The sequence below is a fragment of the Leclercia sp. UBA1284 genome, from assembly GCF_002308415.1.
GTDB classification, from domain to species: Bacteria; Pseudomonadota; Gammaproteobacteria; order Enterobacterales; family Enterobacteriaceae; genus Enterobacter; species Enterobacter pneumoniae.
The window spans coordinates 2,255,228-2,281,164 of sequence record NZ_DBUS01000006.1; the positions used below are offsets into that span (position 1 = coordinate 2,255,228).

Consider the following 25,937-nt stretch of genomic DNA (forward strand, 5'->3'; position numbering starts at 1 on the left):
GTTACTCTCCCAGCAGACGCATCATTTCATCTTCGTCGATAACGTCAATGCCAAGCTCCTGCGCTTTCGCCAGTTTTGAGCCGGCCGCTTCGCCGGCGATCACCAGATCGGTTTTCTTTGAGACGCTACCCGCCACTTTCGCCCCCAGTGCGACCAGACGCGCTTTCGCATCATCACGTGAAAGCTGGCTAAGGCTGCCCGTCAATACCACGGTTTTACCCGCAAACGGACTGTCGATCTCCTCGGCATTGACCACCACTGGCGCAGGCCATTGAATGCCCTCTGCCAGCAGGTTGCCAATCACCTCGCGGTTGCTCTCTTCAGCAAAGAAGTTGAAGACGTGTGTCGCAACCACAATACCGACATCCGGCACCTTTTGTAGTTCGTCAATGCTGGCTTTCTCGAGCGCCTCCAGGGTACCGAAGTAGGCCGCCAGCCCGGCTGCCGTCGCTTCACCCACTTCACGGATCCCCAGTGCATAGAGGAAGCGGGCAAAGGTAGTCTGTTTCGCGGCTTCCAGAGCGTTGACCACATTCTGCGCCGATTTAGGTCCCATACGATCAAGGCCCGTCAGCTTACCGGCGGTCAGCCTGAACAGATCGGCTGGGTTATGGACGTACTCTTTCTCGACCAGTTGATCGATAATTTTGTCACCCATGCCGTCCACATCCATGGCGCGGCGGGAGACAAAATGCTTCAGCGCCTCTTTACGCTGCGCACCGCAGATCAATCCGCCGGTGCAGCGGGTAACGGCCTCACCTTCCACACGCTCTACATCAGAGCCGCACACCGGACAGTGGGAGGGGAAGACGATAGCGCGGGTATCGGCCGGTCGCTCGGACTCCACCACGTTAACGACCTGCGGAATAACGTCCCCTGCGCGCCGTATGACCACTTTGTCGCCAATGCGCAGACCCAGGCGCGCGATTTCATCGGCATTATGTAGCGTGGCGTTGCTCACCAGCACGCCAGCCACCTGGACGGGCTCAAGGCGCGCCACCGGCGTGATTGCGCCGGTACGTCCTACCTGGAACTCGACGTCCCGAACAACGGTCAGCTGTTCCTGTGCCGGGAATTTGAAAGCCACTGCCCAGCGCGGAGCGCGCGCCACAAAGCCAAGCTGCTCCTGTAACGCGAGCGAGTTGACCTTGATCACCACGCCATCAATATCGAAGCCGAGCGTTGGGCGATCCTCTTCAACCTTGCGGTAGAACGCCAGCACGGCTTCGGGAGAATCGCAAAGCTGCACGCGGTTGCTCACCGGCAGGCCCCACTCTTTAAACTGGAGTAAACGTCCCAGATGGGTATCCGGCAGTTCACCGCCCTCCAGTATTCCCACCCCATAACAGAAGAAAGTAAGTGGTCGCTTCGCGGTGATACGCGGGTCAAGCTGGCGCAATGAACCAGCCGCAGCGTTACGGGGGTTGGCGAAGACTTTTCCACCCGTACGGCGAGCTTCGTCGTTAATTTTTTCAAACCCGGCCTGCGGCAGGAACACTTCTCCGCGCACTTCCAGCCGCGCAGGGATGTTGTCGCCGTGCAGCTTCAGCGGAATGGCGCGAATGGTGCGGACGTTTGTGGTGATATCTTCACCGGTAGTGCCATCGCCGCGGGTGGCGGCACGTACCAGCACACCGTTCTCATACAGCAAGCTCACCGCCAGGCCATCGAGCTTAAGCTCACAGCACCAGGTCAGTACATCCACGCTCTTTAAACGGTCTTGCACGCGTTTATTAAAGGCGAGGAAGCTCTCTTCATCAAAAACGTTATCCAGGGACAGCATCGGCACTTCATGACGTACCTGAGTAAACGCCGTCAGCGGCGTGGCACCCACGCGCTGAGTAGGCGAGTCCGGCGTAATCAGCTCTGGATGCTGCGCTTCGAGATCGCGCAGTTGGCGCAGCAGGCGATCGTACTCCGCGTCCGGGATTTCCGGGGCATCCATCACGTGATACAGGTATTCATGATGGCGAAGCGTGGTTCGCAGTTCAGTGAGTTGTTGTTCGATAGAGTCCATGTCGCACCATCAATGAGAAAAACCCCCGACAGGCGGGGGTTGATAAGGGATGAAACGAACGCCAGGCTTAGGCGTTTGCTTCCTTAACTTCGCGGATACGGTCCTGATACTCACGCAGCTTCTGCGGCGTCATCATGCGACGCTGATCGTCAAGTACCACCCCACCCACTTCATCGGCGATATGCTGAGCGGACTGCAGCATCAGCTTAAAGTTTTGCACTTCATCACCGTAAGAGGGCACCTGCATAAAGATTGTGACGCCGGGCGTGGTGAAATCACCGGTCATTTCGGGGTCAAAGGTCCCCGGATTCACCATATTGGCCAGGCTAAAGAGGGCTGGGCCGCTGCCGTCCGGACTCAGATGACGATGGAAGATATTCATATCGCCAAACTTGAAACCGGCCTGCTGAATACTGTTCAGTAAGACATCACCGTTTAACCATGTCCCATGATGCGCAGCGACGTTCATGACGATGACCGTCTCTTTACGCTGCGGTTTTTCTACCACGGGCTCTTCAACCACAACCGGCTCTGGCTCAACTACTGGCGTAGGCTGCTGTACCTGAATAGGCTGCGGCTCTGGCTGCAGTGGCTGTTGCACAGGCTGCGGCTGATGGACAGGCTGCTGTTGCACAGGCTGAGGCTGGTGCACAGGCTGCGGTTGATGCACAGGCTGCTGTGCTGCAGGTTGCGGAGCCTCCGGCTGAGTCTGTACAGGCTGCTGCGGCTGATGAACAGGCGCTTCTACCGGTGCCGGCTTAGCGGGGCGCGGCTGAGCAGAGGCATACGGCGGCTGGTACTGGTGCTGCGAAGGACGGGGGGCTTCGTGCTCCCCAAAGCCTGCGCCGGGCGCACTGTGAGTACGATGAACGCGAACTTCACCCACGCCTTCGTCTTCAGATTCCATGTCGTCATCATCGTTCTCATCGTCACGTTGAGACTTCATGCGCTTTAGTGGGCGATCGCGAAACATAGAGGAACGCTCTTTACGGCTGGTCCAGAAACCGTGCACCAGTAAAGCGAGTATGGCGATCGCGCCAACAATGATTAATATCAGACGCAAATCCTGCATCATTATATTCTCTGTTGTTCTAACACCTTGCCACCACGGCAAACATTTACTCACTAAGAGTATTTGCCGATTACGTCAAGTGCAAGTGGATGCAGAGCATTCACCGCATAAAGATGAATTAAATCGTGCTTTTTGCTGTTTTTTCGAACATTTCCGAACTGGTCAACAGCGTGCAACTGGCTAATATAGGCAGGCAATTTCACTGGTTGCGATAAAAGGAGCTCAACCTGGTTATGGTTTCATCAAATTCTACCTCCCCTCGCAGTGGCGTCTGGTACTTTTCACAGGGCTGGAAGCTGGTCTCCCTGCCAGGCATCCGCCGTTTTGTGATCCTGCCACTGGTGATCAATATCTTACTGATGGGGGGCGCATTCTGGTGGCTGTTTCATCAGCTCGATAGCTGGATCCCATCATTGATGAGTCATGTACCCGACTGGCTACAATGGCTGAGCTATCTGTTATGGCCTATTGCAGTCATTTCCGTGTTACTGGTCTTTGGCTACTTTTTCTCAACCCTGGCGAACTGGATTGCGGCGCCGTTTAACGGTCTGCTGGCCGAACAGCTTGAAGCGCGCCTTACCGGCGCAACGCCGCCCGATACCGGTATCTTGGGCATCATGAAAGATCTGCCGCGCATCATGAAACGCGAGTGGCAAAAGCTCGCCTGGTACCTCCCCCGTGCCGTGGTGCTGCTGATTCTCTATTTTATCCCCGGTATCGGACAAACCGTGGCCCCGGTGCTCTGGTTCTTGTTTAGCGCCTGGATGCTGGCGATTCAATACTGCGACTACCCTTTCGACAACCATAAAGTGCCTTTTAAAGAGATGCGCACGGCCCTTCGTTCGCAAAAAGTTGCCAATATGCAGTTTGGTGCATTGACGAGCCTCTTTACGATGATCCCGCTGCTTAACCTCTTTATTATGCCCGTCGCCGTCTGTGGCGCGACCGCCATGTGGGTGGACTGCTACCGTTCGAAACATGCTTTGTGGAAATAAGGTCAAAAAGGAGTGGCTTATATCACTCCTTATTCCATACTGATCCCCATTATTTCCTTGTAGCATATAGATATGCGAATTCCTTACTTCCCCATACTTATTCAGCAGGTATGCTGGGTCGGTATCCCAATTTCATACAGTTAAGGACAGGCCATGAGTAAGATTTTTGAAGATAACTCGCTGACTATCGGTCATACGCCCCTGGTTCGACTGAACCGTATCGGTAATGGACGCATCCTGGCGAAGGTCGAATCACGTAACCCGAGCTTCAGCGTGAAATGCCGTATCGGTGCCAACATGATTTGGGATGCGGAAAAACGTGGCGTGTTGAAAGCGGGCGTTGAACTGGTTGAGCCAACCAGCGGGAACACCGGTATTGCTCTGGCCTACGTCGCCGCGGCGCGTGGTTATAAACTGACGTTAACCATGCCTGAAACCATGAGTATCGAACGCCGCAAACTGCTGAAAGCGCTGGGGGCGAATCTGGTGCTGACTGAAGGTGCCAAAGGGATGAAAGGTGCCATCCAGAAAGCAGAAGAAATTGTTGCCAGCGATCCGGCTAAATATTTGCTGCTTCAGCAGTTCAGCAACCCGGCAAACCCGGAAATTCACGAGAAAACCACCGGTCCGGAAATCTGGGAAGATACTGACGGCCAGGTCGATGTGTTTATCTCCGGTGTGGGTACCGGCGGTACGCTGACGGGCGTAAGCCGTTATATTAAAGGCACGAAGGGCAAAAAAGATCTCATTACCGTCGCCGTCGAGCCAACAGATTCCCCGGTCATTGCTCAGGCACTGGCAGGTGAAGAGTTAAAACCAGGCCCGCACAAAATTCAGGGCATTGGAGCAGGCTTTATCCCGGGTAACCTGGATTTGAAGCTTATTGATAAAGTGGTTGCCATCAGTAACGACGAAGCGATTTCTACCGCACGCCGCCTGATGGAAGAAGAGGGTATCCTGGCGGGTATCTCCTCTGGTGCCGCCGTGGCCGCTGCGTTAAAATTGCTTGAAGATGAAACCTTTACCAACAAGAATATCGTGGTTATCCTGCCATCTTCGGGTGAGCGTTATTTAAGTACGGCCCTGTTTGCCGATCTCTTTACTGAGAAAGAACTGCAACAGTAATGCCAGAATGTAAATAACGCGTAAAAAAGCACCCTTATGGGTGCTTTTTTGTGGCCCACGTCAAACTTTTGCCTCTATCGGCATTGCTTCACCCTGTTAGCTCTGGTATTTAAGCTGGCAATTATTTTGATGCGCGAAATTAATCAACGCACGAAATCACGCTGCTGAATCGATTTTATGATTTGGTTCAAGTCTTGCTTCCACGGCATAATGTTTAATGTGACGAAGCGTCAGTTGCAAGACATGCAGGCACCAGGTTACGTCATGCGCTAACGTATACCGCGTACCCTTAAGTCGGTGCTAACAATACAGGCTAAAGTGGAGCCGCCAGGCTAGACTTTAGTTCCACAACACTAAACCTATAAGTTGGGGAAATACAATGTTCCAGCAAGAAGTTACCATTACCGCTCCGAACGGTCTGCACACCCGCCCTGCTGCTCAGTTTGTTAAAGAAGCAAAAGGCTTCACTTCTGAGATCACTGTGACTTCCAACGGCAAAAGCGCCAGCGCAAAAAGCCTGTTTAAACTGCAAACTCTGGGCCTGACTCAGGGTACCGTCGTCACCATCTCCGCTGAAGGCGAAGACGAGCAGAAAGCAGTTGAGCATCTGGTAAAACTGATGGCTGAGCTCGAGTAAGTATCCGGGTTCTTTTCAATATCAGTCACAAGTAAGGTAGGGTTATGATTTCAGGCATTTTAGCATCCCCGGGTATCGCTTTCGGCAACGCACTTCTGCTGAAGGAAGACGAGATCGTCATCGACCGGAAAAAAGTTTCTGCCGACAAGGTTGATCAGGAAGTTGAACGTTTTCTGAGCGGTCGTGCAAAAGCATCTGCGCAGCTGGAAGCGATCAAAACAAAAGCTGGTGAAACTTTTGGCGAAGAAAAAGAAGCCATCTTCGAAGGGCATATCATGCTGCTCGAAGATGAGGAGCTGGAGCAGGAAATCATAGCCCTGATTAAAGATAAGGGCATGACGGCCGACGCGGCTGCGCATGAAGTGATCGAAGGCCAGGCAACCGCCCTGGAAGAACTGGATGATGAGTACCTGAAAGAGCGTGCGGCTGACGTACGTGACATCGGTAAGCGCCTGCTGCGCAACATCCTGGGTCTGGCAATCATCGACCTGAGCTCCATTCAGGACGAAGTTATTCTGGTTGCTGCTGACCTTACCCCGTCTGAAACCGCACAGCTGAACCTGAACAAGGTGCTGGGTTTCATCACCGATGCGGGCGGACGTACCTCCCACACCTCAATTATGGCGCGTTCTCTGGAGCTGCCAGCCATTGTGGGTACCGGTAGCGTCACTACTCAGGTGAAAAACAACGACTATCTGATTCTGGATGCCGTAAACAACAAAGTTTACGTCAACCCAACTAACGAAGAGATCGAGCAACTGCGTGCCGTTCAGGAGCAGGTTGCTACCGAAAAAGCCGAACTCGCGAAGCTGAAAGATCTGCCGGCTATCACGCTGGATGGTCACCAGGTTGAAGTTTGCGCTAACATCGGTACCGTCCGTGACGTCGATGGCGCTGAGCGCAACGGTGCGGAAGGTGTGGGTCTGTATCGTACTGAATTCCTGTTCATGGACCGTGACGCGCTGCCTACTGAAGAAGAGCAGTTCGCCGCATACAAAGCCGTTGCTGAAGCCTGTGGCTCTCAGGCGGTCATTGTCCGTACCATGGACATCGGTGGCGACAAAGAGCTGCCGTACATGAACTTCCCGAAAGAAGAGAACCCGTTCCTGGGCTGGCGTGCAGTGCGTATTGCCATGGATCGCAAAGAGATCCTGCGTGACCAGGCTCGCGCCATTCTGCGTGCTTCCGCTTTCGGTAAGCTGCGCATCATGTTCCCGATGATCATCTCCGTTGAAGAAGTGCGTGCACTGAAAAAAGAGATCGAAATCTTTAAACAGGAACTGCGTGACGAAGGTAAGGCATTTGACGAGTCAATCGAAGTGGGCGTGATGGTGGAAACACCGGCAGCGGCGACAATTGCGCGTCATTTAGCCAAAGAAGTCGACTTCTTTAGTATTGGTACCAATGATTTAACGCAGTACACCCTGGCAGTTGACCGTGGTAATGATATGATTTCACATCTCTACCAGCCAATGTCGCCGTCCGTACTGACGCTTATCAAGCAAGTTATTGATGCTTCTCATGCTGAAGGTAAATGGACAGGCATGTGTGGTGAGCTTGCAGGCGACGAACGTGCTACACTTCTGTTGCTGGGTATGGGTCTGGACGAATTCTCTATGAGCGCCATTTCCATCCCGCGCATTAAGAAGATTATCCGTAACACGAACTTCGAAGATGCGAAGGTATTAGCAGAGCAAGCTCTTGCTCAACCGACAACGGACGAGTTAATGACGCTGGTTAACAAGTTCATTGAAGAAAAAACAATCTGCTAATCCACGAGATGCGGCCCAAATTACTGCTTAGGAGAAGATCATGGGTTTGTTCGATAAACTGAAATCTCTGGTTTCTGATGATAAAAAAGACTCCGGAACTATTGAGATTGTTGCTCCGCTCTCCGGCGAGATCGTCAACATCGAAGACGTGCCGGATGTAGTGTTCGCAGAGAAAATCGTTGGTGATGGCATTGCTATCAAACCGACCGGTAACAAAATGGTTGCACCGGTTGACGGTACTATCGGTAAGATTTTTGAAACCAACCACGCGTTTTCTATCGAATCTGATAGCGGTATTGAACTGTTCGTACACTTCGGTATCGACACCGTCGAACTGAAAGGCGAAGGCTTCAAGCGCATCGCTGAAGAAGGTCAGCGTGTGAAAGTAGGCGACCCGGTCATTGAATTCGATCTGCCATTGCTGGAAGAGAAAGCCAAGTCTACCCTGACGCCGGTTGTGATCTCCAACATGGACGAAATCAAAGAACTGATCAAACTGTCTGGCAGCGTCACCGTGGGCGAAACCCCGGTTATCCGCATCAAGAAGTAATTTGCCACACAGAAAAATGGCGCCTTCGGGCGCCATTTTTGTTTCTACGCTGGGAGAATAAGCTCGTCGTAGCCCTTTTGCAGGGTATAGTCCATCACTTCAGTCACCCGATTACCGGCCAGTACTATCGCCTCTGCTACCGGCTTGCCTCGTACGATACCGCTTACCAACTCTGAGCAGAACAGATCGCCCGTCCCTTTCAGATCGGCCTGCACGCGCGGATGCGCGCTCACGCTAACGTCCCCGGCCGTCACCAGCACCACGTGAATGTGGTCGGGATCCGCCGCAACGGGTGCGCTGGTGATGGCGACCCACTTCAGCGTCTCGCTGAGCAGACTTTTCGCCGCCGCAATCGCGCTCTCCGGCGTACGACAGGACTGGCCGCTCAGCACTTCCAGTTCAAAAACGTTGGGCGTAATGCCCTGCGCTAACGGCAGCAGATACTGGCGGTAGGCTTCAGGGATCTCTGGCTTAACGTACATCCCGCTGTCCACATCGCCGATCACCGGATCGACCAGCACCAGCAGTTCGGGATGGCTGGCTTTAATCGCGCTCAGCCATTTGGCCAACAGCGCAATCTGGCTGGCGCTCCCCATATAGCCCGTGGTCACTGCCTTCAGTTCACGCAGGACGTCACGCTCTTCCAGCGCCTGCAGATAGCCGACAAACCACTCGTCAGGAATGACGCCGCCGTAGAAGGTGTCATAGTGTGGCGTATTACTGAAAAGCACCGTAGGAACGGCGGTGACGGTAAGCTGATGGCGGCGAATGTTTGGCACCGCAACGCTGTTACCCACGCTGCCATAAACGACCTGAGACTGTACCGCCACGATATCGCTCTGCTGCGCCCGGGTTTTATCCCGAAATAAAATCATCTCCATGAGGCTTAAATCCCCGCACCCTGCGAATAACTCTCTTCACCAAAGACGCCCGTAGAAAGATAACGATCGCCACGATCGCAGATAATCGCCACTACGACCGCGCCCGGATGTTGCGCGGCGACACGCAAAGCACCGGCTACTGCGCCACCCGAACTGACGCCACAGAAGATACCTTCGCGCATGGCCAGCTCACGCATCGTATTTTCCGCCTCGCGCTGATGAATATCCAGTACCTGATCCACCAGCTGTGCATTATAAATGCCCGGCATATATGCCTGCGGCCAGCGACGAATGCCCGGGATACTGCTCCCCTCTTCCGGCTGTAAGCCAACTATCGTGACCGCGCTGGGCTGCTCGCGCAGAAAGCGCGACACGCCGGTAATGGTTCCGGTGGTGCCCATACTGGAGACAAAATGGGTGATCCGCCCCCCGGTCTGCTGCCAGATTTCCGGCCCAGTGGTGGTGTAATGCGCATACGGGTTATCCGGATTATTGAATTGATCCAGCAGCTTACCCTCGCCCCGACTGGCCATCTCAAGGGCCAGGTCGCGTGCCCCTTCCATCCCCTGTTCCTTCGTGACCAGAATGAGCTCGGCGCCGTAGGCACGCATGGCAGCCCGTCGCTCCTGGCTCATGTTGTCGGGCATCAGCAGTTTCATGCGATAACCTTTCAGGGCGGCGATCATCGCCAACGCAATGCCGGTGTTGCCGCTGGTCGCTTCAATCAGCACGTCGCCGGGCTTAATCTCGCCCCGCAACTCGGCCTGCACAATCATCGACAGCGCAGCTCTGTCTTTCACCGAACCCGCAGGATTGTTGCCTTCCAGTTTGACCCAAACTTCGCTGCCATTGGCTGGCCCCATGCGCTGAAGCCTGACCAGAGGAGTGTTGCCGATGGTTTGCTCTAATGTGTTCACGATTTTTGCTCAATAAAAAGCCCGGCTAGCGCAGCGCCACCGGGCGATAAACATACTGATTAACCTATCAGGCAGATTCGGCCAGAGCAAGATCCCCACGCGTTTCGATACGCGCTTTCCCGTGATAGATACGGGCATGCTGTAGCCCGACAAATAAGCGCTCACCGCGGTGTCGCGGGGTTTCATCGCGCATGACTACCGTCAGGGGATCGGTGTACCAGCCCAGCGGTTGTACCACCAGCTGGGTATAGTGTCCTTTCGGGCTGGCCTCCAGTACCTGCACCGGCAGCGGGGAGTCGAGGCTGGTACGGCGACTGACATCCACTTCCCACGGACGCAGGAACAGATCCACCGGCCCCTGGTGCGCGGGGGTATAACCCAGCGGCCAGCGGTGCGCGCCAACGTGGAACTGCCCGCCGCGCACGATGCCATGCAGGCGGTTGACTTCGCCCATAAACTCCAGCACGAAACGGGTCGCCGGTTCACGCCAGAGCTGCTCTGGTTCGTCTACCTGTTCAATGTTCCCCTGGCTCATCACCACCACCCGGTCGGCCACTTCCATCGCCTCTTCCTGATCGTGGGTAACGAACACGCTGGTGAACTGCAGCTCTTCATGCAGTTGACGCAGCCAGCGACGCAGCTCTTTACGCACCTGTGCGTCCAGTGCGCCAAAAGGTTCATCCAGCAGCAGGATTTGCGGTTCAACGGCCAGCGCACGCGCCAGGGCGACACGCTGCTTCTGCCCGCCGGAAAGCTGAGCGGGAAAACGATCCGCCAGATGGGCGAGCTGCACCATCTCCAGCAGTTTGGTTACTTTCGCTTTGATGGCTGCCGCATTGGGACGTTCGCGGCGCGGCAGCACGGTCAGGCCGAATGCGATGTTATCGAACACCGTCATATGGCGGAACAGCGCATAGTGCTGGAACACAAAACCCACCTTACGGTCGCGGGCATGCAGGCGGCTCACGTCGGTACCGTGGAAGCGGATATGTCCGCTGGTCTGGTGCTCAAGCCCGGCGATGATGCGCAGCAGCGTGGTTTTACCAGAGCCGGACGGCCCCAGCAGCGCGACCATTTGTCCGGAAGGGATATCCAGCGAGATATCGTTCAGCACCTGGGTGCGACCAAATGACTTCTTAATATTGGCAATCTCAATGCTCATGATTTCCCTCCTGATGCTGGCGTTTTTCCTGATTTTCTAAACGCCACTGCACCACACTCTTTAAAAACAGGGTCAAAATCGCCATCAGCGTCAGCAGGGCTGCGGCGGTAAAGGAGCCGACGGTGTTATAGTCCTGCTCCAGCAATTCAATCTGTAACGGCAGCGACAGTGTTTCACCGCGAATCGAGCCGGAGACCACCGACACAGCGCCAAACTCACCAATAGCGCGGGCGTTGGTCAGTACCACGCCATAGAGCAATGCCCAGCGAATATTCGGCAAGGTGACTCGGCGGAACATTTGCCAGCCGGATGCGCCCAGCAACACCGCGGCTTCATCTTCATGGCTGCCCTGGCTTAACATCACCGGCACCAGCTCACGGACAACAAACGGACAGGTCACAAATATGGTCACCAGCACCATTCCCGGCCAGGAGAACATAATCTGCAGGTTGTGCTCATCCAGCCATTCGCCCAGCGGGCCGTTGGAGCCGTAAAAGAGCAGGTACACCAGGCCCGCCACCACCGGCGAAACGGCAAACGGGATATCCAGTAGGGTCAGCAGCAGCTGACGGCCCGGGAAGTTAAAGCGCGTGACCAGCCATGCCAGCAGGATGCCAAACACCAGGTTTACCGGAACCGTGATCAACGCGATCATCACCGTCAGCCAGATGGCGTGCAGCATGTCCGGGTCGGCGAGGTTTTGCAGCGCGGGCATAATCCCCTTGCTGAAGGCCTGCACAAAGATATAGACCATTGGCACCACGAGGATAAAGACAGACACCACCGCCCCGGTACCAATCAAAAACCATTTACCCCAGTTGATGCGGGGTGCGTCGTAGCGCTTCAATTGTGTAACTTCCGCCATCAGTGACCTACCACACGTCGCCCAAAGCGACTTTGCAGAGTGTTAATTGAGAACAGCAGCAGCAGCGATGCCGCGAGGATCACCGAGGCGATGGCGCTCGCCGCCGGGTAATCGAACTCCTGTAAGCGAACAAAAATCATCAGCGAGGTGACTTCGGTCTTCCAGGCGATGTTGCCGGCAATAAAGATTACCGCGCCAAATTCTCCCAGGCTTCGGGTAAAGGAGAGCGCTACGCCCGCCAGCAGCGCAGGAGAGAGCTCCGGCAGTACGACTTTGCGAAAACTCTGCCAGCGCGTCGCGCCCAGCGTTTCCGCCGCTTCTTCATATTCCGGCCCTAACTCTTCCAGCACCGGCTGTACAGTACGTACCACAAAAGGAATGCTGGTAAACGCCATGGCCACCGCGATGCCGAGCCAGGTATACGTCACTTTGATATCAAACTTTGCCAGCCACTCGCCGTAAAAACCGTTCACCGAGAACAGCGAGGCCAGCGTCAGGCCGGCCACCGCCGTGGGCAGCGCAAAGGGTAAATCCATCAGCGCATCCAGCAGCGTACGACCCGGAAAACGATAGCGGGTTAAGATCCACGCCATCAGCAGGCCGAACACGCCGTTAAAAATGGAGGCGACAAACGCAGAGAGCAGCGTCACTTTGTAAGCCGCCACCACCTGCGGGTTAGTGATCACTTCCCAGTACTGGGCCCAGCTCATTTCGGAGAGCTGCATGGCCAGCGCGCTAAGCGGTAATAATAAAATCAGACAGACGAACAGCAGGCTGGTCCCAAGGCTTAATGTAAAGCCCGGCAGCACGCGTCTGGAGGAGACTGCAAACATTACTTACGCCCCGCCGCCAGCAATTTGTCTAACTCGCCGCCGCTGGTGAAGTGCGTTTTCATCACCTCAGGCCAGGAGCCAAACTTCTCTTCCACACGGAACAGCTGCGTCTGCGGGAATTTGTCTTTCAGTTTGTCCATGACTTCCGGGTTATTCACACGGTAGTAGTAATCGGTAATGATGGATTGCGCCTGTGGGCTGTAGAGCCAGTTCAGGTACGCTTTCGCCGCTTTCTCAGTGCCGTTGGCCTCGACGTTTTTGTCTACCCACGCCACCGGGAATTCCGCCAGAATATTGGTCTTCGGAATCACGACCTCAAAGCCCTGAGCTTCATACTGCTTACGGATGTTGTTCACTTCCGATTCAAAGCTGATCAACACATCGCCCAGGCCACGTTCGGCAAAGGTTGTGGTCGCGCCACGTCCGCCGGTATCGAACACTTCAACGTTTTTCAGGAACTGGGTCATGAACTGCTCGGTTTTGGCTTTATCGCCACCGTCAGCGTTATCTGCCGCCCCCCAGGCTGCCAGATAGGTGTAGCGCGCGTTACCGGAGGTTTTAGGATTCGGGAAGATCAGTTTCACGTCAGAACGTACCAGATCGTTCCAGTCGTGAATATTTTTCGGGTTGCCCTTACGCACCAGGAAGCCCATGGTGGAGTAGAACGGTGAGCTGTTATTGGGCAGGCGGCTTTGCCAGTTGGCCGGGATCAGCTTGCCCTTGTCATGCAGGATCTGCACGTCTGTCACCTGGTTGTAGGTCACCACATCCGCCTTCAGACCCTGCAGGATCGCCAGCGCTTGCTTGGAAGAGCCCGCGTGGGATTGCTTAATGGTCAGCTTGTCTCCGTTGTTCTCTTTCGCCCACTGCTGTTCAAACGGCGGGTTAAGGGCGGCAAACAGCTCGCGGGAGACGTCATAGGAGCTGTTAAGCAGCTCAGTTGCCTGCGCCTGCGCCACCAGCAGCACGGAAGCAGCCAGCGTCAGATATCCTTTTTTCAGTAACGTAACGGCCATTGAGCACCCTTATAAATGTGATGACTATCTTATGGTCATAATATTTATAACGAGTACGAAAGGAGTAACGGTTTTATATACCGTTTGGTGATTTACAAGCAGAAAAGAGAATAAGGGTGCGGCCTGAAGCCCGCACCTCAGCCCTCTCCCGCGGGAGAGGGAGGAAGGCATTTACAACGCCAGCAGACGCTCGACGGAAGGGGCGAAATAGTAGCCACCGGTCACCGGTTTGGTGAAGCGCAGCATCGCGTCGCGCTTACCGTCGGTATCACCAAACATACTCATCAACTGCTGCTCAATGTTATAGAGACGCGCGCAGTAGGCACAGAAGTAAAGGCCATGCGTGCCGCTCGCCGTGCCATAGGGCAGGCTCTGGCGCACAATTTTCAGCCCTTTGCCGTCTTCTTTCAGATCGACGCGGGTCAGGTGAGAGGTCACCGGGCGATCGTCGCCGTCGATCTCTTCATTGGCCTGTTTGGTACGGCCAATCATCATCTCCTGGTCATGCACGCTCATGCGGTTAAGCTGCTTCAGGTTATGCTCCCAGCGCTGAACGAATACATAGCTGCCACCCGCATCCACGCCCTCTTTAATGACCGCTACGTCGCGGCGCGTCTCTTCCCCGGCTGGGTTTTCAGTACCGTCGACAAAGCCGCTCAGATCGCGCTCTTCAACCCAGCGGAAACCATGGACCTCGTCCTGCACCTCAATGCTGCCGCCAAAGGCTTCCAGCGCCGCCTGAGCAACAGAAAAATTCACGTCATGGCGCAGGGAAAGAATATGAATCAACACATCATACTGCGTAGCCGGTGCCAGACCTTTCCCGTAAGGGATGAAGTCTTTCAGCTCTTCTGCCCCCTCACCGCCGCTCAGCTGACGCCAGACGTTGTTCCCGAAAGCAACGACCGCGCCCAGGTGTGCCTCGGGAAATGCGGCCTGGAAAGTGGCCAGTTTATCGATAAAAATTTTGCTGGCCGCACGCAGGGCATCGACATCCCCTTTAACATTGGCTTCCATCCAAATCGCCGCGCGGCAATGTTCTGGCAAAATGCCACTCTGAACCTGAGACATCGCTCCTCCTGAAAAAAAGATGCCACGTCAGCGTGGCATTGTTGGCGGCGATTATACCCGCTTTTTCAGCAAGGCAGATTGTCCAGACGCAATTTACTGCTGCCAGATAATTTTGCTGACTTTCCAGCTCTTCAGGGTATCGTCAGAAGGCATTAACCCTTCCGGGCCGCTCCAGCTGCCGCTAAACAGGTAACGGATGTGCTGGCTCTCTTTCGCTTTACACTCAACCCCAACGCCTTCCTCTACCACGGCGCTGGTACAGTTTCCGAATGCTTTCTGATACAGGTCACTGAACGGCGTGCCGATTTTGACTCCACTGTCGGTTTCAATCTCGCTATCAAGGACTTCAACGCGTTTTACCGCACTATTATCACCGCTGATAACCAGCGCCAGCTTGTCATCTTTCAGCGCTTCGTAATAACGCACGATATTGCCATTTTCGGTTTTCATTCCGCTACGCAGGCGATAATCGCTGCTTAGCGCTGAGGCGATCGCCTCCTGCTCCATCGGCGTGGCGGAGGTGATATTGCCTACCCCCTCCTCGGTAACCTCGGTGGAGGCGCCAAACCAGTTCCAGGGATAAGCCGCAGACCAGTTAACCGACGAGAGAGTGGAACAACCCGTCAACACAACGGGGAGCGCGCAGATCAATAAACGCAGCGATTTCATGAGAGGGTCCTTTCTGGTTAATTCAACGCTTGTTGGAGTGCATCATCGGCAAAAAGTGCCGTTTAATCTTTCTCAGGTATGAAACAGGCGCGCAGACGGGGATTGGTGACCAGCCATAACAGCGCCACGATGTCCGCAATCACCAGCGTAATTCCAATGCCGCTTAACGGTTCGCCCTGCAGCCAGAGCCAGGGCTGCCAGGCCAACAGGATGAGCTGCGCCGCAATCAGCAGACTACGAAGCGCGAACCACAGGCGGGGCCAGAGATGGCGTCGTCCGCTCAGCAAAAACGCCAGCACCGCAGGCACGCCCGGTAATAGCCCGAGCCAGAAGTTATCGTGATCGGGATAAAAGAGATTTAGCAGGGTGTTGCCCTGATCGCGTGAGGCCCCTGCCAGCACAAAGAGCACCCAGGTGCGTGCCTGAAGTAGCAATACGCACCAGAACAAGAGCGGCAAGCGCATGCGTCCCTGGCTGTCGTAGTCGCCGGGGTGAAACTCAATACTCTTCATCTTCTATCAGGCGCTTGCCGAGGGTCAGCACATCGGCGTGTTCATAAGCCAGCCGTTCGTACATCCCCAGCACCACATCGTTGTCTTCGCGAACCATGATCTGAATTTTGGGACAGCCGCGGGCAATCAATTTCTTCTCGAGACGGTTGAGCAACGCATTGGCAATACCGCGTCCACGGAACTCCGGATGCACACCAAGATAGTAGGCCGAGCCGCGATGGCCATCGTAACCACCCATCACCGAGCCAACCACTTCACCGTTCACTTCCGCCACCAGGAACAGGCTGACGTCATGATTGAGCTTACGTTCAATATCCATTTCCGGATCATTCCAGGGGCGCAGAAGATCGCAACGCTCCCACAGGGTGATGACCTCTTCGAAATCTGCCTGGCGAAAAACGCGTATCTCCATGGTATTAGCCGCCTTTTTAGGTTCAAAAACAGTGATTATCGCCCGAACGCCGCGTTTAGCCAATATTCGGGGAAAATCTCACCAAAATTTGGCATAATGTCACTCTGTCACGTATTGAAATGAAAAGTAAAACAATTATTAGCAAGGACTGTCGTAACGCGAAAGACGATACGATATAACACCAGGACCCCCATTTTTTACAATTCAGGCCGCATGAGCACATTCAAACCATTAAAAACACTCACATCGCGTCGTCAGGTTCTCAAAGCGGGGCTGGCTGCCTTAACTTTATCCGGCGTTGCAAAAGCCCAGGCCAAAGAAGAGAGCACGCTTAAAACCAGTAACGGACACAGTAAACCTAAAGCTAAAAAACCGGGCGCTAAGCGCGTGGTCATGCTCGATCCGGGCCACGGCGGCATCGATACCGGTGCCATTGGCCATAACGGCTCTAAAGAGAAACATGTCGTGCTGGCGATTGCAAAAAAAGTGCGGACAATTTTACGCAGCAACGGCATTGACGCACGACTGACCCGCACCGGTGATACCTTTATTCCCCTGTACGATCGGGTGGAAATTGCCCACAAGCACGGCGCGGATCTGTTTATGTCTATCCATGCGGACGGCTTTACTAATCCGAGCGCGGCCGGTGCCTCGGTGTTCGCCCTTTCGAACCGCGGCGCCAGTAGCGCCATGGCGAAATATCTTTCGGATCGCGAAAACCGCGCCGATGAAGTGGCCGGTAAAAAAGCCACCGATAAAGATCATCTTCTCCAGCAGGTGCTGTTTGACCTGGTGCAAACCGACACCATCAAAAACAGCCTGACCCTCGGGTCGCATATTCTGAAGAAGATTCGGCCCGTGCACCGTCTGCACAGTAAAGGGACCGAGCAGGCTGCCTTTGTGGTGCTGAAATCGCCCTCCATCCCCTCTGTGCTGGTGGAGACCTCCTTTATTACTAACCCGGAAGAGGAGCGCTTACTCGGCACTACCGCGTTTCGCCAGAAGATCGCTAACGCTATCGCCTCCGGGATAATCAGTTACTTTAACTGGTTCGATAATCAAAAAGCCCACGTGAAGAGACGCTGATGAAACCAAATGCGCAACGGGTTAAAACCTTCTTGCTACAGTTGCAGGACCAGATTTGCCAGAAATTGAACGCGGTTGACGGCGGAGCGTTTCAGGAAGATGAGTGGCAGCGCGAAGGCGGCGGCGGCGGACGCAGTCGGGTGCTGCGTAACGGCGGTATCTTTGAGCAAGCCGGCGTGAATTTCTCGCACGTCCATGGCGATACAATGCCTGCCTCGGCCACCGCTCACCGTCCGGAGCTGGCAGGCCGCAGCTTCGAGGCGATGGGGGTTTCGCTGGTGGTCCATCCCCACAGTCCTTTTGTACCGACCAGCCATGCTAACGTGCGCTTTTTTATTGCCGAAAAACCCGGAGCCGAGCCGGTATGGTGGTTTGGCGGTGGCTTCGATTTAACGCCTTTTTACGGCTTTGAAGAGGATGCCGTCCACTGGCACCGTACGGCCCGCGATCTTTGCCAGCCCTTCGGTGACGAGGTGTATCCCAAATACAAAAAGTGGTGTGACGACTATTTCTATCTGAAGCACCGAGACGAGCAGCGGGGTATCGGCGGGCTCTTTTTTGACGATCTCAACACGCCGGATTTTGATACCGCTTTCGCCTTTATGCAGGCGGTGGGTAACGGCTATACCGACGCGTATCTTCCCATTGTGGAACGGCGTAAGGATACCGATTACGGCGTACGAGAGCGTGAGTTCCAGCTTTATCGCCGGGGGCGTTACGTAGAGTTTAATCTGGTGTGGGATCGCGGCACGCTGTTTGGTTTGCAGACCGGCGGGCGTACGGAGTCGATTCTGATGTCGATGCCGCCGCTGGTGCGCTGGGAGTATAATTTCGAGCCAAAAGAGGGCAGCCCGGAGGCTGCCCTGAAGGATTTTATTCGGGTTCGGGACTGGGTGTAGCCTTTATCCCCTCACCCCGGCCCTCTCCCTGAGGTAGAGGGAGAAAACGGGCGTTCCTGTCAGTCCCCTCTCCCCGTGGGAGAGGGGCAAAACAGGCATTCCCGTCAGTCCCCTCTCCCCATGGGAGAGGGTTAGGGTGAGGGGGAGAAATAAAAACTACAGCGGCTGCGTCTGCGCCTCTACCACCGCCAGCGCCACCATGTTCACAATACGACGCACAGAGGCGATCGGCGTCAGCACATGTACCGGCTTCGCCACCCCCATCAGCACGGGACCAACCGTCACCCCTTCAGAGCTGGAGACACGCAGCAGGTTGTAGCTGATACGCGCCGCTTCGACGTTCGGCATAATCAGCACGTTCGCCGAGCCTTTCAGCGGGCTGTCCGGCATACGCTCATTGCGGATATTCTCCACCAGCGCGGCATCACCGTGCATTTCACCATCAATCATCAGCTCAGGCGCTCGCGCGCGCACCCGTTCCAGCGTCTCGCGCATCTTGCTCGCCGCCGGGGATTTTGATGACCCGAAGTTAGAGTGCGACAGCAAGGCTACCTTTGGTTCGATCCCGAAACGACGCACGGTTTCTGCCGCCATCACGGTGATTTCAGCCAGCTGCTCCGGCGTCGGATCGTCATTCACATAGGTATCAGCGATAAAGGTGTTACCGCTTGGCAACAGCAGCGCGTTCATCGCCCCCGCCGTATGGACACCCTCACGATAGCCGAAGATCTCCTGCACCACGGTAAAGTGCTCGTGGTAATCCCCTACCGTGCCGCAGATCAGAGCGTCGGCTTCGCCGCGGTGGACCATGATCGCGCCGATCACCGTGGTATTGCTGATGACCGCTTTCTGCGCCTGCTCCTGGGTGATCCCGCGACGTTTCATGATCGCGTAATATTCGTTCCAGTACTCTTTAAAGCGCGGATCGGATTCGTTGTTCACGATCTCAAAATCCACGCCTGGTTTAATCTGCAGCCCCAGCTTCTGGATACGCATCTCAATCACGCTCGGACGGCCAATCAGAATCGGCTTCGCCAGACCTAAGGTGATCAACTCCTGCGTGGCATGCAGCACGCGCGCCTCCTCACCCTCTGCCAGCACCACGCGCTTCGCGTCTGCGCGTGCCTGGGAGAAGATAGGCTTCATAAACAGGTTCGTTTTGTAGACGAACTCGGTCAGTTTATCGACGTAGGCATCAAAGTCCTGAATCGGACGCATGGCTACACCGGAGTCCATCGCTGCCTTCGCCACTGCCGGAGCGATCTTCACAATCAGGCGCGGGTCGAACGGTTTCGGAATAATGTAATCCGGACCAAAGCTGAGATCCTGATCGCCGTAGGCCGAAGCTACCACTTCGCTCTGTTCGGCGTGAGCCAGTTCGGCGATGGCGTGAACGGCGGCCAGCTTCATCTCTTCGTTGATTGCCTTCGCACCCACGTCCAGTGCGCCGCGGAAGATGAACGGGAAGCAGAGCACGTTGTTCACCTGGTTTGGGTAATCAGAACGGCCGGTACAGATAATGGCGTCTTCACGCACCGCTTTCGCCAGCGGCGGCAGAATTTCCGGCTCCGGGTTGGCCAGCGCCAGAATCATCGGCGCACGAGCCATCTTCTTCACCATCTCCTGGGTCAGCACTTTCGGGCCGGAGCAGCCGAGGAAGATATCCGCGCCGTCAATCACATCATCCAGCGTGCGCTTGCCGTCATCCACGACCGCATAGGCGGCTTTGGTTTCAGCCATATTGGGTTCGCGATCTTTGTAGATAACCCCTTTTGAGTCGCAGACCACAATATTGTGCTTCTGCATACCCAGCGCCACCAGCAGGTTCATACAGGCGATGGCTGCCGCACCGGCACCGGATACCACCATACGCACGTCAGAGATGTTTTTCTCTACCACCCGCAGGCCGTTCAGAATGGCGGCTGTACTGATAATGGCAGTGCCATGCTGGTCGTCATGGAACACCGGAATATTCATCCGTTCGCGCAGTTTTTGTTCAATATAGAAACACTCTGGCGCTTTGATATCTTCGAGGTTAATACCGCCGAAGGTTGGCTCCAGCGCGGCCACCACGTTGATAAACTTATCGGGATCGAGCTCATCCACCTCGATATCAAACACGTCGATACCGGCGAATTTCTTGAACAGAACACCCTTCCCTTCCATCACCGGCTTGCCCGCCAGCGCACCGATATTGCCCAGGCCCAGCACCGCGGTACCGTTAGAAATCACCGCCACCAGGTTGCCGCGCGCGGTGTATTTGTAGGCAGCGAGCGGATCTTTCTCAATTTCCAGGCAAGGGGCGGCAACGCCCGGCGAGTAGGCTAGCGCCAGGTCACGTTGCGTGGCGAGAGGTTTGGTGGGGGAAACCTGGATTTTACCGGGAACCGGGAATTCATGAAAATCGAGGGCACTCTGTTTCAACTGATCGTCCATCTTATCCTTCCTTTAACGTATCGTTCAAAATGGGTGCTGTTTTTCTGTCCTGAGGCACACCCTGGCGTGCCGCATAGTATCGCCGCTGGCTGCGGTTCAAACTTTGAAGGCTGCCAAACTCTGACCAACAAACAACAAAATTTGTTATCAATTTATAACAAGCCTGTTACCCACCCGCCAAAGCAAGACCCTCCTCGTCTGCTATGCTTTTTTGTTAAGCACGTCGCGAATTTTCCAGAAGTGTGATCCAACGCACTCGACTAACTCTTTTGATTTCAAGGAGTCATACTTTATGAACCAACTAGACGGCATCAAACAATTTACCACCGTCGTTGCCGACAGCGGTGATATTGAATCTATCCGTAGCTACCAGCCGGAAGATGCGACCACCAACCCTTCGCTGCTGTTAAAGGCGGCGGGATTGACTCATTTCAGCCATCTTATTGACGACGCCATCGCCTATGGTAAGCAGCGCGGTAAAACGCAAGAGCAACAGGTAGCAGAGGCCAGCGACAAACTGGCGGTAAATATTGGTGCGGAAATTCTGAAAAGTATTCCCGGCCGCGTTTCAACCGAGGTTGACGCCCGCCTCTCCTTCGATAAAGAGAAGAGCATTAACAAGGCCCGTCGTCTGGTTGAGCTTTATCAGGACCAGGGCATCGATAAGTCGCGCATTTTGATCAAGCTGGCCTCGACCTGGGAGGGGATCCGGGCGGCGGAACAGCTGGAGAAAGAGGGGATCAACTGTAACCTGACGCTACTGTTCTCATTTGCTCAGGCCCGTGCCTGCGCCGAGGCCGGCGTCTATCTTGTCTCCCCGTTTGTTGGCCGCATCTATGACTGGTATCAGGCAAAAGAGCCGATGGACCCCTACGTGGTCGAGCAAGACCCCGGCGTGAAATCCGTACGTAATATCTACGATTATTACAAGCAGCACCGCTACGAAACCATCGTGATGGGTGCCAGCTTCCGCCGCACTGAACAGATCCTCGCCCTGGCCGGCTGCGACCGCCTGACCATCTCCCCGGATCTGCTGAAAAAGCTGCAGGACAAAGACGAGACCGTCATGCGTAAGCTGATCCCTACCTCAACCGTGCTGCCGAAGCCGAAAGCGATGACCGAAGCCGAATTCCGCTGGGAGCATAACCAGGATGCAATGGCAGTCGAAAAACTGGCAGACGGCATTCGTCAGTTTGCCGTTGACCAGCGCAAGCTTGAAGATCTGCTCGCCGCCAAACTTTAAATCAGCCATGGAGTGAACTATGTCCCGTAAAGAGTTAGCCAACGCCATACGCGCCCTTAGCATGGATGCCGTGCAAAAAGCCAATTCCGGCCATCCGGGGGCACCGATGGGCATGGCCGATATCGCCGAAGTGCTGTGGAACGACTTTCTGAAGCACAATCCTAACGATCCGGCCTGGTACGACCGCGATCGCTTTATTTTGTCTAACGGCCATGCCTCCATGCTCCTCTATAGCCTGCTGCACCTCTCTGGCTACGACCTGCCGCTGGAAGAGTTGAAAAACTTCCGTCAGCTGCACTCCAAAACGCCAGGCCACCCGGAGCTGGGCTACACGCCTGGCGTTGAAACCACCACCGGACCGCTGGGCCAGGGGCTGGCCAATGCCGTGGGGCTGGCCATCGCAGAGCGCACCCTGGCGGCGCAATTTAATCAGCCGGGCCATGACATCGTCGATCACTTTACCTACGTCTTTATGGGCGACGGCTGTCTGATGGAGGGGATCTCGCACGAAGTCTGCTCCCTGGCCGGTACCCTGGGGCTTGGTAAACTGATCGGTTTTTACGATCACAACGGCATCTCCATTGATGGCGAAACCGAAGGCTGGTTCACCGACGATACGGCCAAACGCTTCGAGGCGTACCACTGGCACGTTGTTCACGAAATTGACGGCCACGATCCTGAGGCGGTGAAAAAAGCGATTCAGGAAGCGCAGAGCGTGAAGGACAAACCGTCCCTGATTATCTGCCGGACCACCATCGGCTTCGGCTCGCCGAACAAAGCGGGCAAGGAAGAGTCGCACGGCGCGGCGCTGGGTGAAGAAGAGGTGGCGCTGACCCGCCAGAAACTGGGCTGGAAATATCCCGCCTTTGAGATCCCGAAAGAGATCTATAGCGCCTGGGATGCCCGCGACAAGGGGAGTAAAATCCAGGCCTCGTGGAATGAGAAATTTGCCGCGTATAAAAACGCGCATCCGGAGCTGGCCGCCGAGTTTACCCGCCGGATGAGCGGCGGTATGCCAGAAGCCTGGGAAGAGAAGACTCAGGCGCTGATTGAGGAGCTGCAAGCTAATCCGGCGAAAATCGCTACCCGTAAGGCGTCGCAAAACACCCTTAACGCGCTGGGGCCGATTCTGCCCGAGCTGCTTGGCGGTTCCGCAGACCTGGCGCCCAGCAACCTCACCATCTGGTCGGGGTCGACATCGATTAAAGAGGACCAGGCCGGTAACTACATCCACTACGGTGTACGTGAGTTCGGCATGACCGCCATCGCCAACGGTATAGCCCATCACGGCGGCTTTGTGCCTTATACCGCGACCTTCCTGATGTTTGTGGAGTACGCGCGTAATGCCGCGCGCATGGCGGCGCTGATGAAAGCGCGACAGATCATGGTGTATACCCACGACTCCATCGGGCTGGGGGAAGATGGGCCGACCCACCAGGCGGTGGAACAGCTGGCGAGCCTGCGCCTGACGCCAAACTTTAGCACCTGGCGTCCTTGCGATCAGGTCGAGGCCGCGGTGGGCTGGAAGCTGGCCATAGAGCGCCATAACGGCCCGACGGCGCTGATCCTGTCACGTCAGAATCTGGCGCAGATTGAACGTACGCCGGAGCAGGTCAAAAACATCGCCCGCGGTGGCTACATCCTGAAAGACAGCGGCGGCAAGCCGGACGTGATCCTGATTGCCACCGGCTCGGAAGTGGAGATCACCGTGAAGGCGGCAGAAAAACTTACCGCTGAAGGTCATGCGGTACGTGTAGTTTCTCTGCCTTCGACGGACATTTTTGATGCCCAGGATGAGGAATACCGTGAGTCGGTGCTGCCTTCAGATGTGAGCGCCCGCGTGGCGGTCGAGGCCGGAATTGCCGACTACTGGTATAAATATGTCGGCCTGAAGGGGGCGATTGTCGGCATGCGGGGATACGGCGAATCGGCCCCGGCTGATAAGCTCTTCCCGTACTTCGGCTTTACGGTCGAAAACGTGGTGGAAAAAGCGCAGAACCTGCTTTAACGGGTGATCCACAAGGTGGGCCAGGCATCTGGTCCATGCCAGTTATCGCAGCTTGGCTCTTCAGCATACCGCACCAGACGAAAGCGCTGGCCATTAAAACGCCAGCGCGTCTGGATGCCACAATCGGCAATACCCCGCCCTAACGCCAGGGTGGTGAGTTCGCGATTTTTCTCATCGAAGCCCGCATTCATCAGCTCCATATCGCTGCTCTCGCTTGCGGCAACAAACGGCAGACGCAGGCGGACAGGCCGTGCGGCAAAGGGTTTTTTTCGCGAAACCAGCCACGCCAGATCCACGGTATTGTAGGCCCCCGCTTCACAGCTAATCATCATCAACGCTTTATCATCGGTCAGGGCCGTTACCCGTACCTCCCGGCGCGCCGGATCGAGCGAGCACTGGCTGTTATTCATTCGCCAGGTACCGTAATCAATTAAATCGCTGCGCTCCTGGCGCGTCAGGGGCGTAGGCGTTGGATTAATTACCGCTACCTCTTTTAGCGCCGGTGCGGGTGGCACGCTGAGCGGCGGATCGTCGCCCTTTTTAATCCAGGCGGTTTCACTGCCCACACGCTTTTGCTGGCTGTCGATAAACAACAGCGTGGCCTTCAGGCCATCGAGGGAGATCTCTTGCTTGCCCCGGTTCAGGGCGATCATATGCTTTTCCTGAATGGTGGCCAGGAACGCATTAATAGTGGCGGTATCGTCAGTTGATAAACGCCAGGGGGAGAGTTGCCAGTGCCGGGTATCGAGCGCTAACGGTTCGCCATCAAGAAGTAAACGGGGGGCGATCGCCGGTTCGCCGGCAGAAGGGGTCGCCAGCCCGCCGAGTTCAATGCGCAGGACCGCATCGGTTTTGGCACCGGCGCTACGGCTCAGGGTCATCACCAGCCCTTTATGCTCGTTAATATTGCGCGCAATGCAAAAATTCTGATTATTGCAGGTCACCTGCCAGTCAGAAAAAGCTCGCTGCGCGGGGGCCGCCTGCACATAAAGTGCCGGCAGCATAGTGAGCATAAAGATAAATAAATAGCTGTGACGCATGTATGGCACGATCCCGGAAGCATGACTCAAAAAACTGGCCGTATCTTCCTGCGCAAACCGGGATGGCTCAATCGGATTTATCGGATAGATTTATTTAAAATACATCTTATTAACATTAATAAGATCAAGTCATTAAGCCGGATGTCTGAAGATACTGCAGTAATATCACCGTCTTGCCATCCCGGATTTCGCCGGTTTTAACCTTCTCCAGCGCCTCCGTGAAAGGCATCTCCAGTACCTCGATCTCTTCATCTTCAATGCCGCCGCCCGCATTGGCGCGGTGAGCGTCGCTGTATTCCGCAACAAAAAAGTGAATGAGTTCGGTGACACCGCCCGGGGACATATACAGCTCAAAGACTTTACGCACTTCGCTGACGGCGAAGCCGGTCTCTTCAATTGCCTCTTTACGGACGCAGACGTCGGGTGCATCGTCATCCAGCAGACCGGCACAGGTTTCAATCAGCATACCGTCGGGATTGCCATTAACCCAGGTCGCCACCCGGAACTGACGGATCAGCACCACGGTTTTTTTATCCCGGTTATAGAGCATCACCGTTGCGCCATTACCACGATCGTAGACCTCACGCTTATGGCGCACGACTTCGCCGTTTTCACGCGTTAGATCGTAAGTCATGTTGCGAAGCAGAAAGTAATTGTCGGAGAGGATTTTATCTTTGATTAGGTCAATTTTCAGGGTCATGCGGACTCCACAGCGCAAA

24 protein-coding genes are annotated in these 25,937 nt (G+C 55.3%); 9 read left to right on the plus strand and 15 right to left on the minus strand.

The window, feature by feature from the left end; all coding sequences use genetic code 11:
* Position 1: 1 nt before the first annotated feature.
* Positions 2-2,017, minus strand: coding sequence for an NAD-dependent DNA ligase LigA (gene ligA / locus B3511_RS14070; RefSeq protein ID WP_286783267.1), 2,016 nt, complete (start codon positions 2,015-2,017; stop codon positions 2-4).
* A 67-nt stretch (positions 2,018-2,084) separates the two neighbouring features.
* Positions 2,085-3,092 (minus strand): cell division protein ZipA, encoded by a 1,008-nt coding sequence (gene zipA / locus B3511_RS14075; RefSeq protein WP_286783268.1) that lies wholly within the window; start codon positions 3,090-3,092, stop codon positions 2,085-2,087.
* Between the two features lie 230 nt (positions 3,093-3,322).
* Between zipA and cysZ the strand changes: the two genes are divergently transcribed.
* The 5 genes from cysZ (at position 3,323) to crr (ending at position 8,168) form a co-directional block, all read left to right on the plus strand.
* Complete coding sequence (cysZ, locus tag B3511_RS14080) at positions 3,323-4,084, plus strand: sulfate transporter CysZ (RefSeq protein WP_286783269.1); 762 nt, start codon at positions 3,323-3,325, stop codon at positions 4,082-4,084.
* A 153-nt stretch (positions 4,085-4,237) separates the two neighbouring features.
* Complete coding sequence (gene cysK / locus B3511_RS14085; protein WP_046884645.1) at positions 4,238-5,209, plus strand: cysteine synthase A; 972 nt, start codon at positions 4,238-4,240, stop codon at positions 5,207-5,209.
* A 379-nt stretch (positions 5,210-5,588) separates the two neighbouring features.
* Positions 5,589-5,846, plus strand: coding sequence for a phosphocarrier protein Hpr (ptsH, locus tag B3511_RS14090; protein ID WP_000487600.1), 258 nt, complete (start codon positions 5,589-5,591; stop codon positions 5,844-5,846).
* 44 nt (positions 5,847-5,890) lie between these two features.
* Positions 5,891-7,618: a phosphoenolpyruvate-protein phosphotransferase PtsI gene (ptsI, locus tag B3511_RS14095; protein ID WP_286783270.1), complete on the plus strand. Its 1,728-nt coding sequence runs from the start codon at positions 5,891-5,893 to the stop codon at positions 7,616-7,618.
* Between the two features lie 40 nt (positions 7,619-7,658).
* A complete protein-coding gene (gene crr / locus B3511_RS14100) occupies positions 7,659-8,168 on the plus strand; it encodes a PTS glucose transporter subunit IIA (RefSeq protein WP_003861316.1) in 510 nt (169 codons plus the stop codon).
* A gap of 44 nt (positions 8,169-8,212) precedes the next feature.
* Here the strand turns inward: crr and pdxK are convergent, their stop codons facing one another.
* The 10 genes from pdxK to B3511_RS14150 form a co-directional block, all read right to left on the minus strand.
* Positions 8,213-9,049: a pyridoxine/pyridoxal/pyridoxamine kinase gene (gene pdxK, locus B3511_RS14105; RefSeq protein WP_286783271.1), complete on the minus strand. Its 837-nt coding sequence runs from the start codon at positions 9,047-9,049 to the stop codon at positions 8,213-8,215.
* Positions 9,050-9,054: 5 nt separating this feature from the next.
* The gene (gene cysM, locus B3511_RS14110; protein WP_040074584.1) at positions 9,055-9,966 is read right to left on the minus strand and encodes a cysteine synthase CysM; all 912 of its coding nucleotides are present in this window, start codon (positions 9,964-9,966) and stop codon (positions 9,055-9,057) included.
* 67 nt (positions 9,967-10,033) lie between these two features.
* The gene (gene cysA / locus B3511_RS14115; RefSeq protein ID WP_286783272.1) at positions 10,034-11,128 is read right to left on the minus strand and encodes a sulfate/thiosulfate ABC transporter ATP-binding protein CysA; all 1,095 of its coding nucleotides are present in this window, start codon (positions 11,126-11,128) and stop codon (positions 10,034-10,036) included.
* Positions 11,118-11,993, minus strand: a complete 876-nt coding sequence (gene cysW, locus B3511_RS14120; RefSeq protein WP_046884643.1) for a sulfate/thiosulfate ABC transporter permease CysW — start codon at positions 11,991-11,993, stop codon at positions 11,118-11,120. Before cysW ends, cysA begins: the two co-directional genes overlap by 11 nt.
* The gene (gene cysT, locus B3511_RS14125) at positions 11,993-12,826 is read right to left on the minus strand and encodes a sulfate/thiosulfate ABC transporter permease CysT (protein WP_040074581.1); all 834 of its coding nucleotides are present in this window, start codon (positions 12,824-12,826) and stop codon (positions 11,993-11,995) included. Before cysT ends, cysW begins: the two co-directional genes overlap by 1 nt.
* The gene (cysP, locus tag B3511_RS14130; protein ID WP_233801539.1) at positions 12,826-13,842 is read right to left on the minus strand and encodes a thiosulfate/sulfate ABC transporter substrate-binding protein CysP; all 1,017 of its coding nucleotides are present in this window, start codon (positions 13,840-13,842) and stop codon (positions 12,826-12,828) included. The genes cysT and cysP overlap by 1 nt, the downstream gene beginning before the upstream one ends.
* Before the next feature lie 171 nt (positions 13,843-14,013).
* Entirely contained in the window at positions 14,014-14,913 is a 900-nt protein-coding gene (locus tag B3511_RS14135) for a Dyp-type peroxidase (RefSeq protein WP_286783273.1), read from the minus strand.
* A gap of 93 nt (positions 14,914-15,006) precedes the next feature.
* A complete protein-coding gene (locus B3511_RS14140) occupies positions 15,007-15,582 on the minus strand; it encodes an RpoE-regulated lipoprotein (RefSeq protein WP_040074578.1) in 576 nt (191 codons plus the stop codon).
* 62 nt (positions 15,583-15,644) lie between these two features.
* Positions 15,645-16,094 carry a DUF2919 domain-containing protein gene (locus B3511_RS14145; protein WP_040074577.1) on the minus strand — a complete coding sequence of 150 codons (450 nt, stop codon included), beginning with the start codon at positions 16,092-16,094 and terminating at the stop codon, positions 15,645-15,647.
* On the minus strand, positions 16,081-16,506 hold the full coding sequence (locus tag B3511_RS14150) for a GNAT family acetyltransferase (RefSeq protein WP_040074576.1): 426 nt from the start codon (positions 16,504-16,506) through the stop codon (positions 16,081-16,083). Before B3511_RS14150 ends, B3511_RS14145 begins: the two co-directional genes overlap by 14 nt.
* 213 nt (positions 16,507-16,719) lie before the next feature.
* Between B3511_RS14150 and amiA the strand changes: the two genes are divergently transcribed.
* Together amiA and hemF are read left to right on the plus strand one after the other, a co-directional pair.
* Positions 16,720-17,592 carry an N-acetylmuramoyl-L-alanine amidase AmiA gene (amiA, locus tag B3511_RS14155; RefSeq protein ID WP_286783274.1) on the plus strand — a complete coding sequence of 291 codons (873 nt, stop codon included), beginning with the start codon at positions 16,720-16,722 and terminating at the stop codon, positions 17,590-17,592.
* Positions 17,592-18,491 carry an oxygen-dependent coproporphyrinogen oxidase gene (hemF, locus tag B3511_RS14160; protein ID WP_286783275.1) on the plus strand — a complete coding sequence of 300 codons (900 nt, stop codon included), beginning with the start codon at positions 17,592-17,594 and terminating at the stop codon, positions 18,489-18,491. The genes amiA and hemF overlap by 1 nt, the downstream gene beginning before the upstream one ends.
* A 156-nt stretch (positions 18,492-18,647) precedes the next feature.
* Here hemF and maeB read toward each other — a convergent pair whose 3' ends face one another.
* Complete coding sequence (gene maeB, locus B3511_RS14165) at positions 18,648-20,927, minus strand: NADP-dependent oxaloacetate-decarboxylating malate dehydrogenase (protein ID WP_286783276.1); 2,280 nt, start codon at positions 20,925-20,927, stop codon at positions 18,648-18,650.
* A gap of 292 nt (positions 20,928-21,219) precedes the next feature.
* On the opposite strand from maeB, the gene tal reads away from it, so the two are divergent.
* Both tal and tkt read left to right on the plus strand, forming a co-directional pair.
* Positions 21,220-22,170, plus strand: coding sequence for a transaldolase (gene tal, locus B3511_RS14170; protein WP_207292182.1), 951 nt, complete (start codon positions 21,220-21,222; stop codon positions 22,168-22,170).
* A gap of 19 nt (positions 22,171-22,189) precedes the next feature.
* Positions 22,190-24,178, plus strand: a complete 1,989-nt coding sequence (gene tkt, locus B3511_RS14175) for a transketolase (RefSeq protein WP_040074571.1) — start codon at positions 22,190-22,192, stop codon at positions 24,176-24,178.
* Here the strand turns inward: tkt and B3511_RS14180 are convergent.
* Both B3511_RS14180 and nudK read right to left on the minus strand, forming a co-directional pair.
* Positions 24,175-25,218 (minus strand): DUF1176 domain-containing protein, encoded by a 1,044-nt coding sequence (locus B3511_RS14180; RefSeq protein WP_233801532.1) that lies wholly within the window; start codon positions 25,216-25,218, stop codon positions 24,175-24,177. The two genes, tkt and B3511_RS14180, sit on opposite strands and share 4 nt — an antisense overlap.
* A gap of 124 nt (positions 25,219-25,342) precedes the next feature.
* Positions 25,343-25,918: a GDP-mannose pyrophosphatase NudK gene (gene nudK, locus B3511_RS14185; protein ID WP_046884635.1), complete on the minus strand. Its 576-nt coding sequence runs from the start codon at positions 25,916-25,918 to the stop codon at positions 25,343-25,345.
* Between the last annotated feature and the right edge of the window lie 19 nt (positions 25,919-25,937).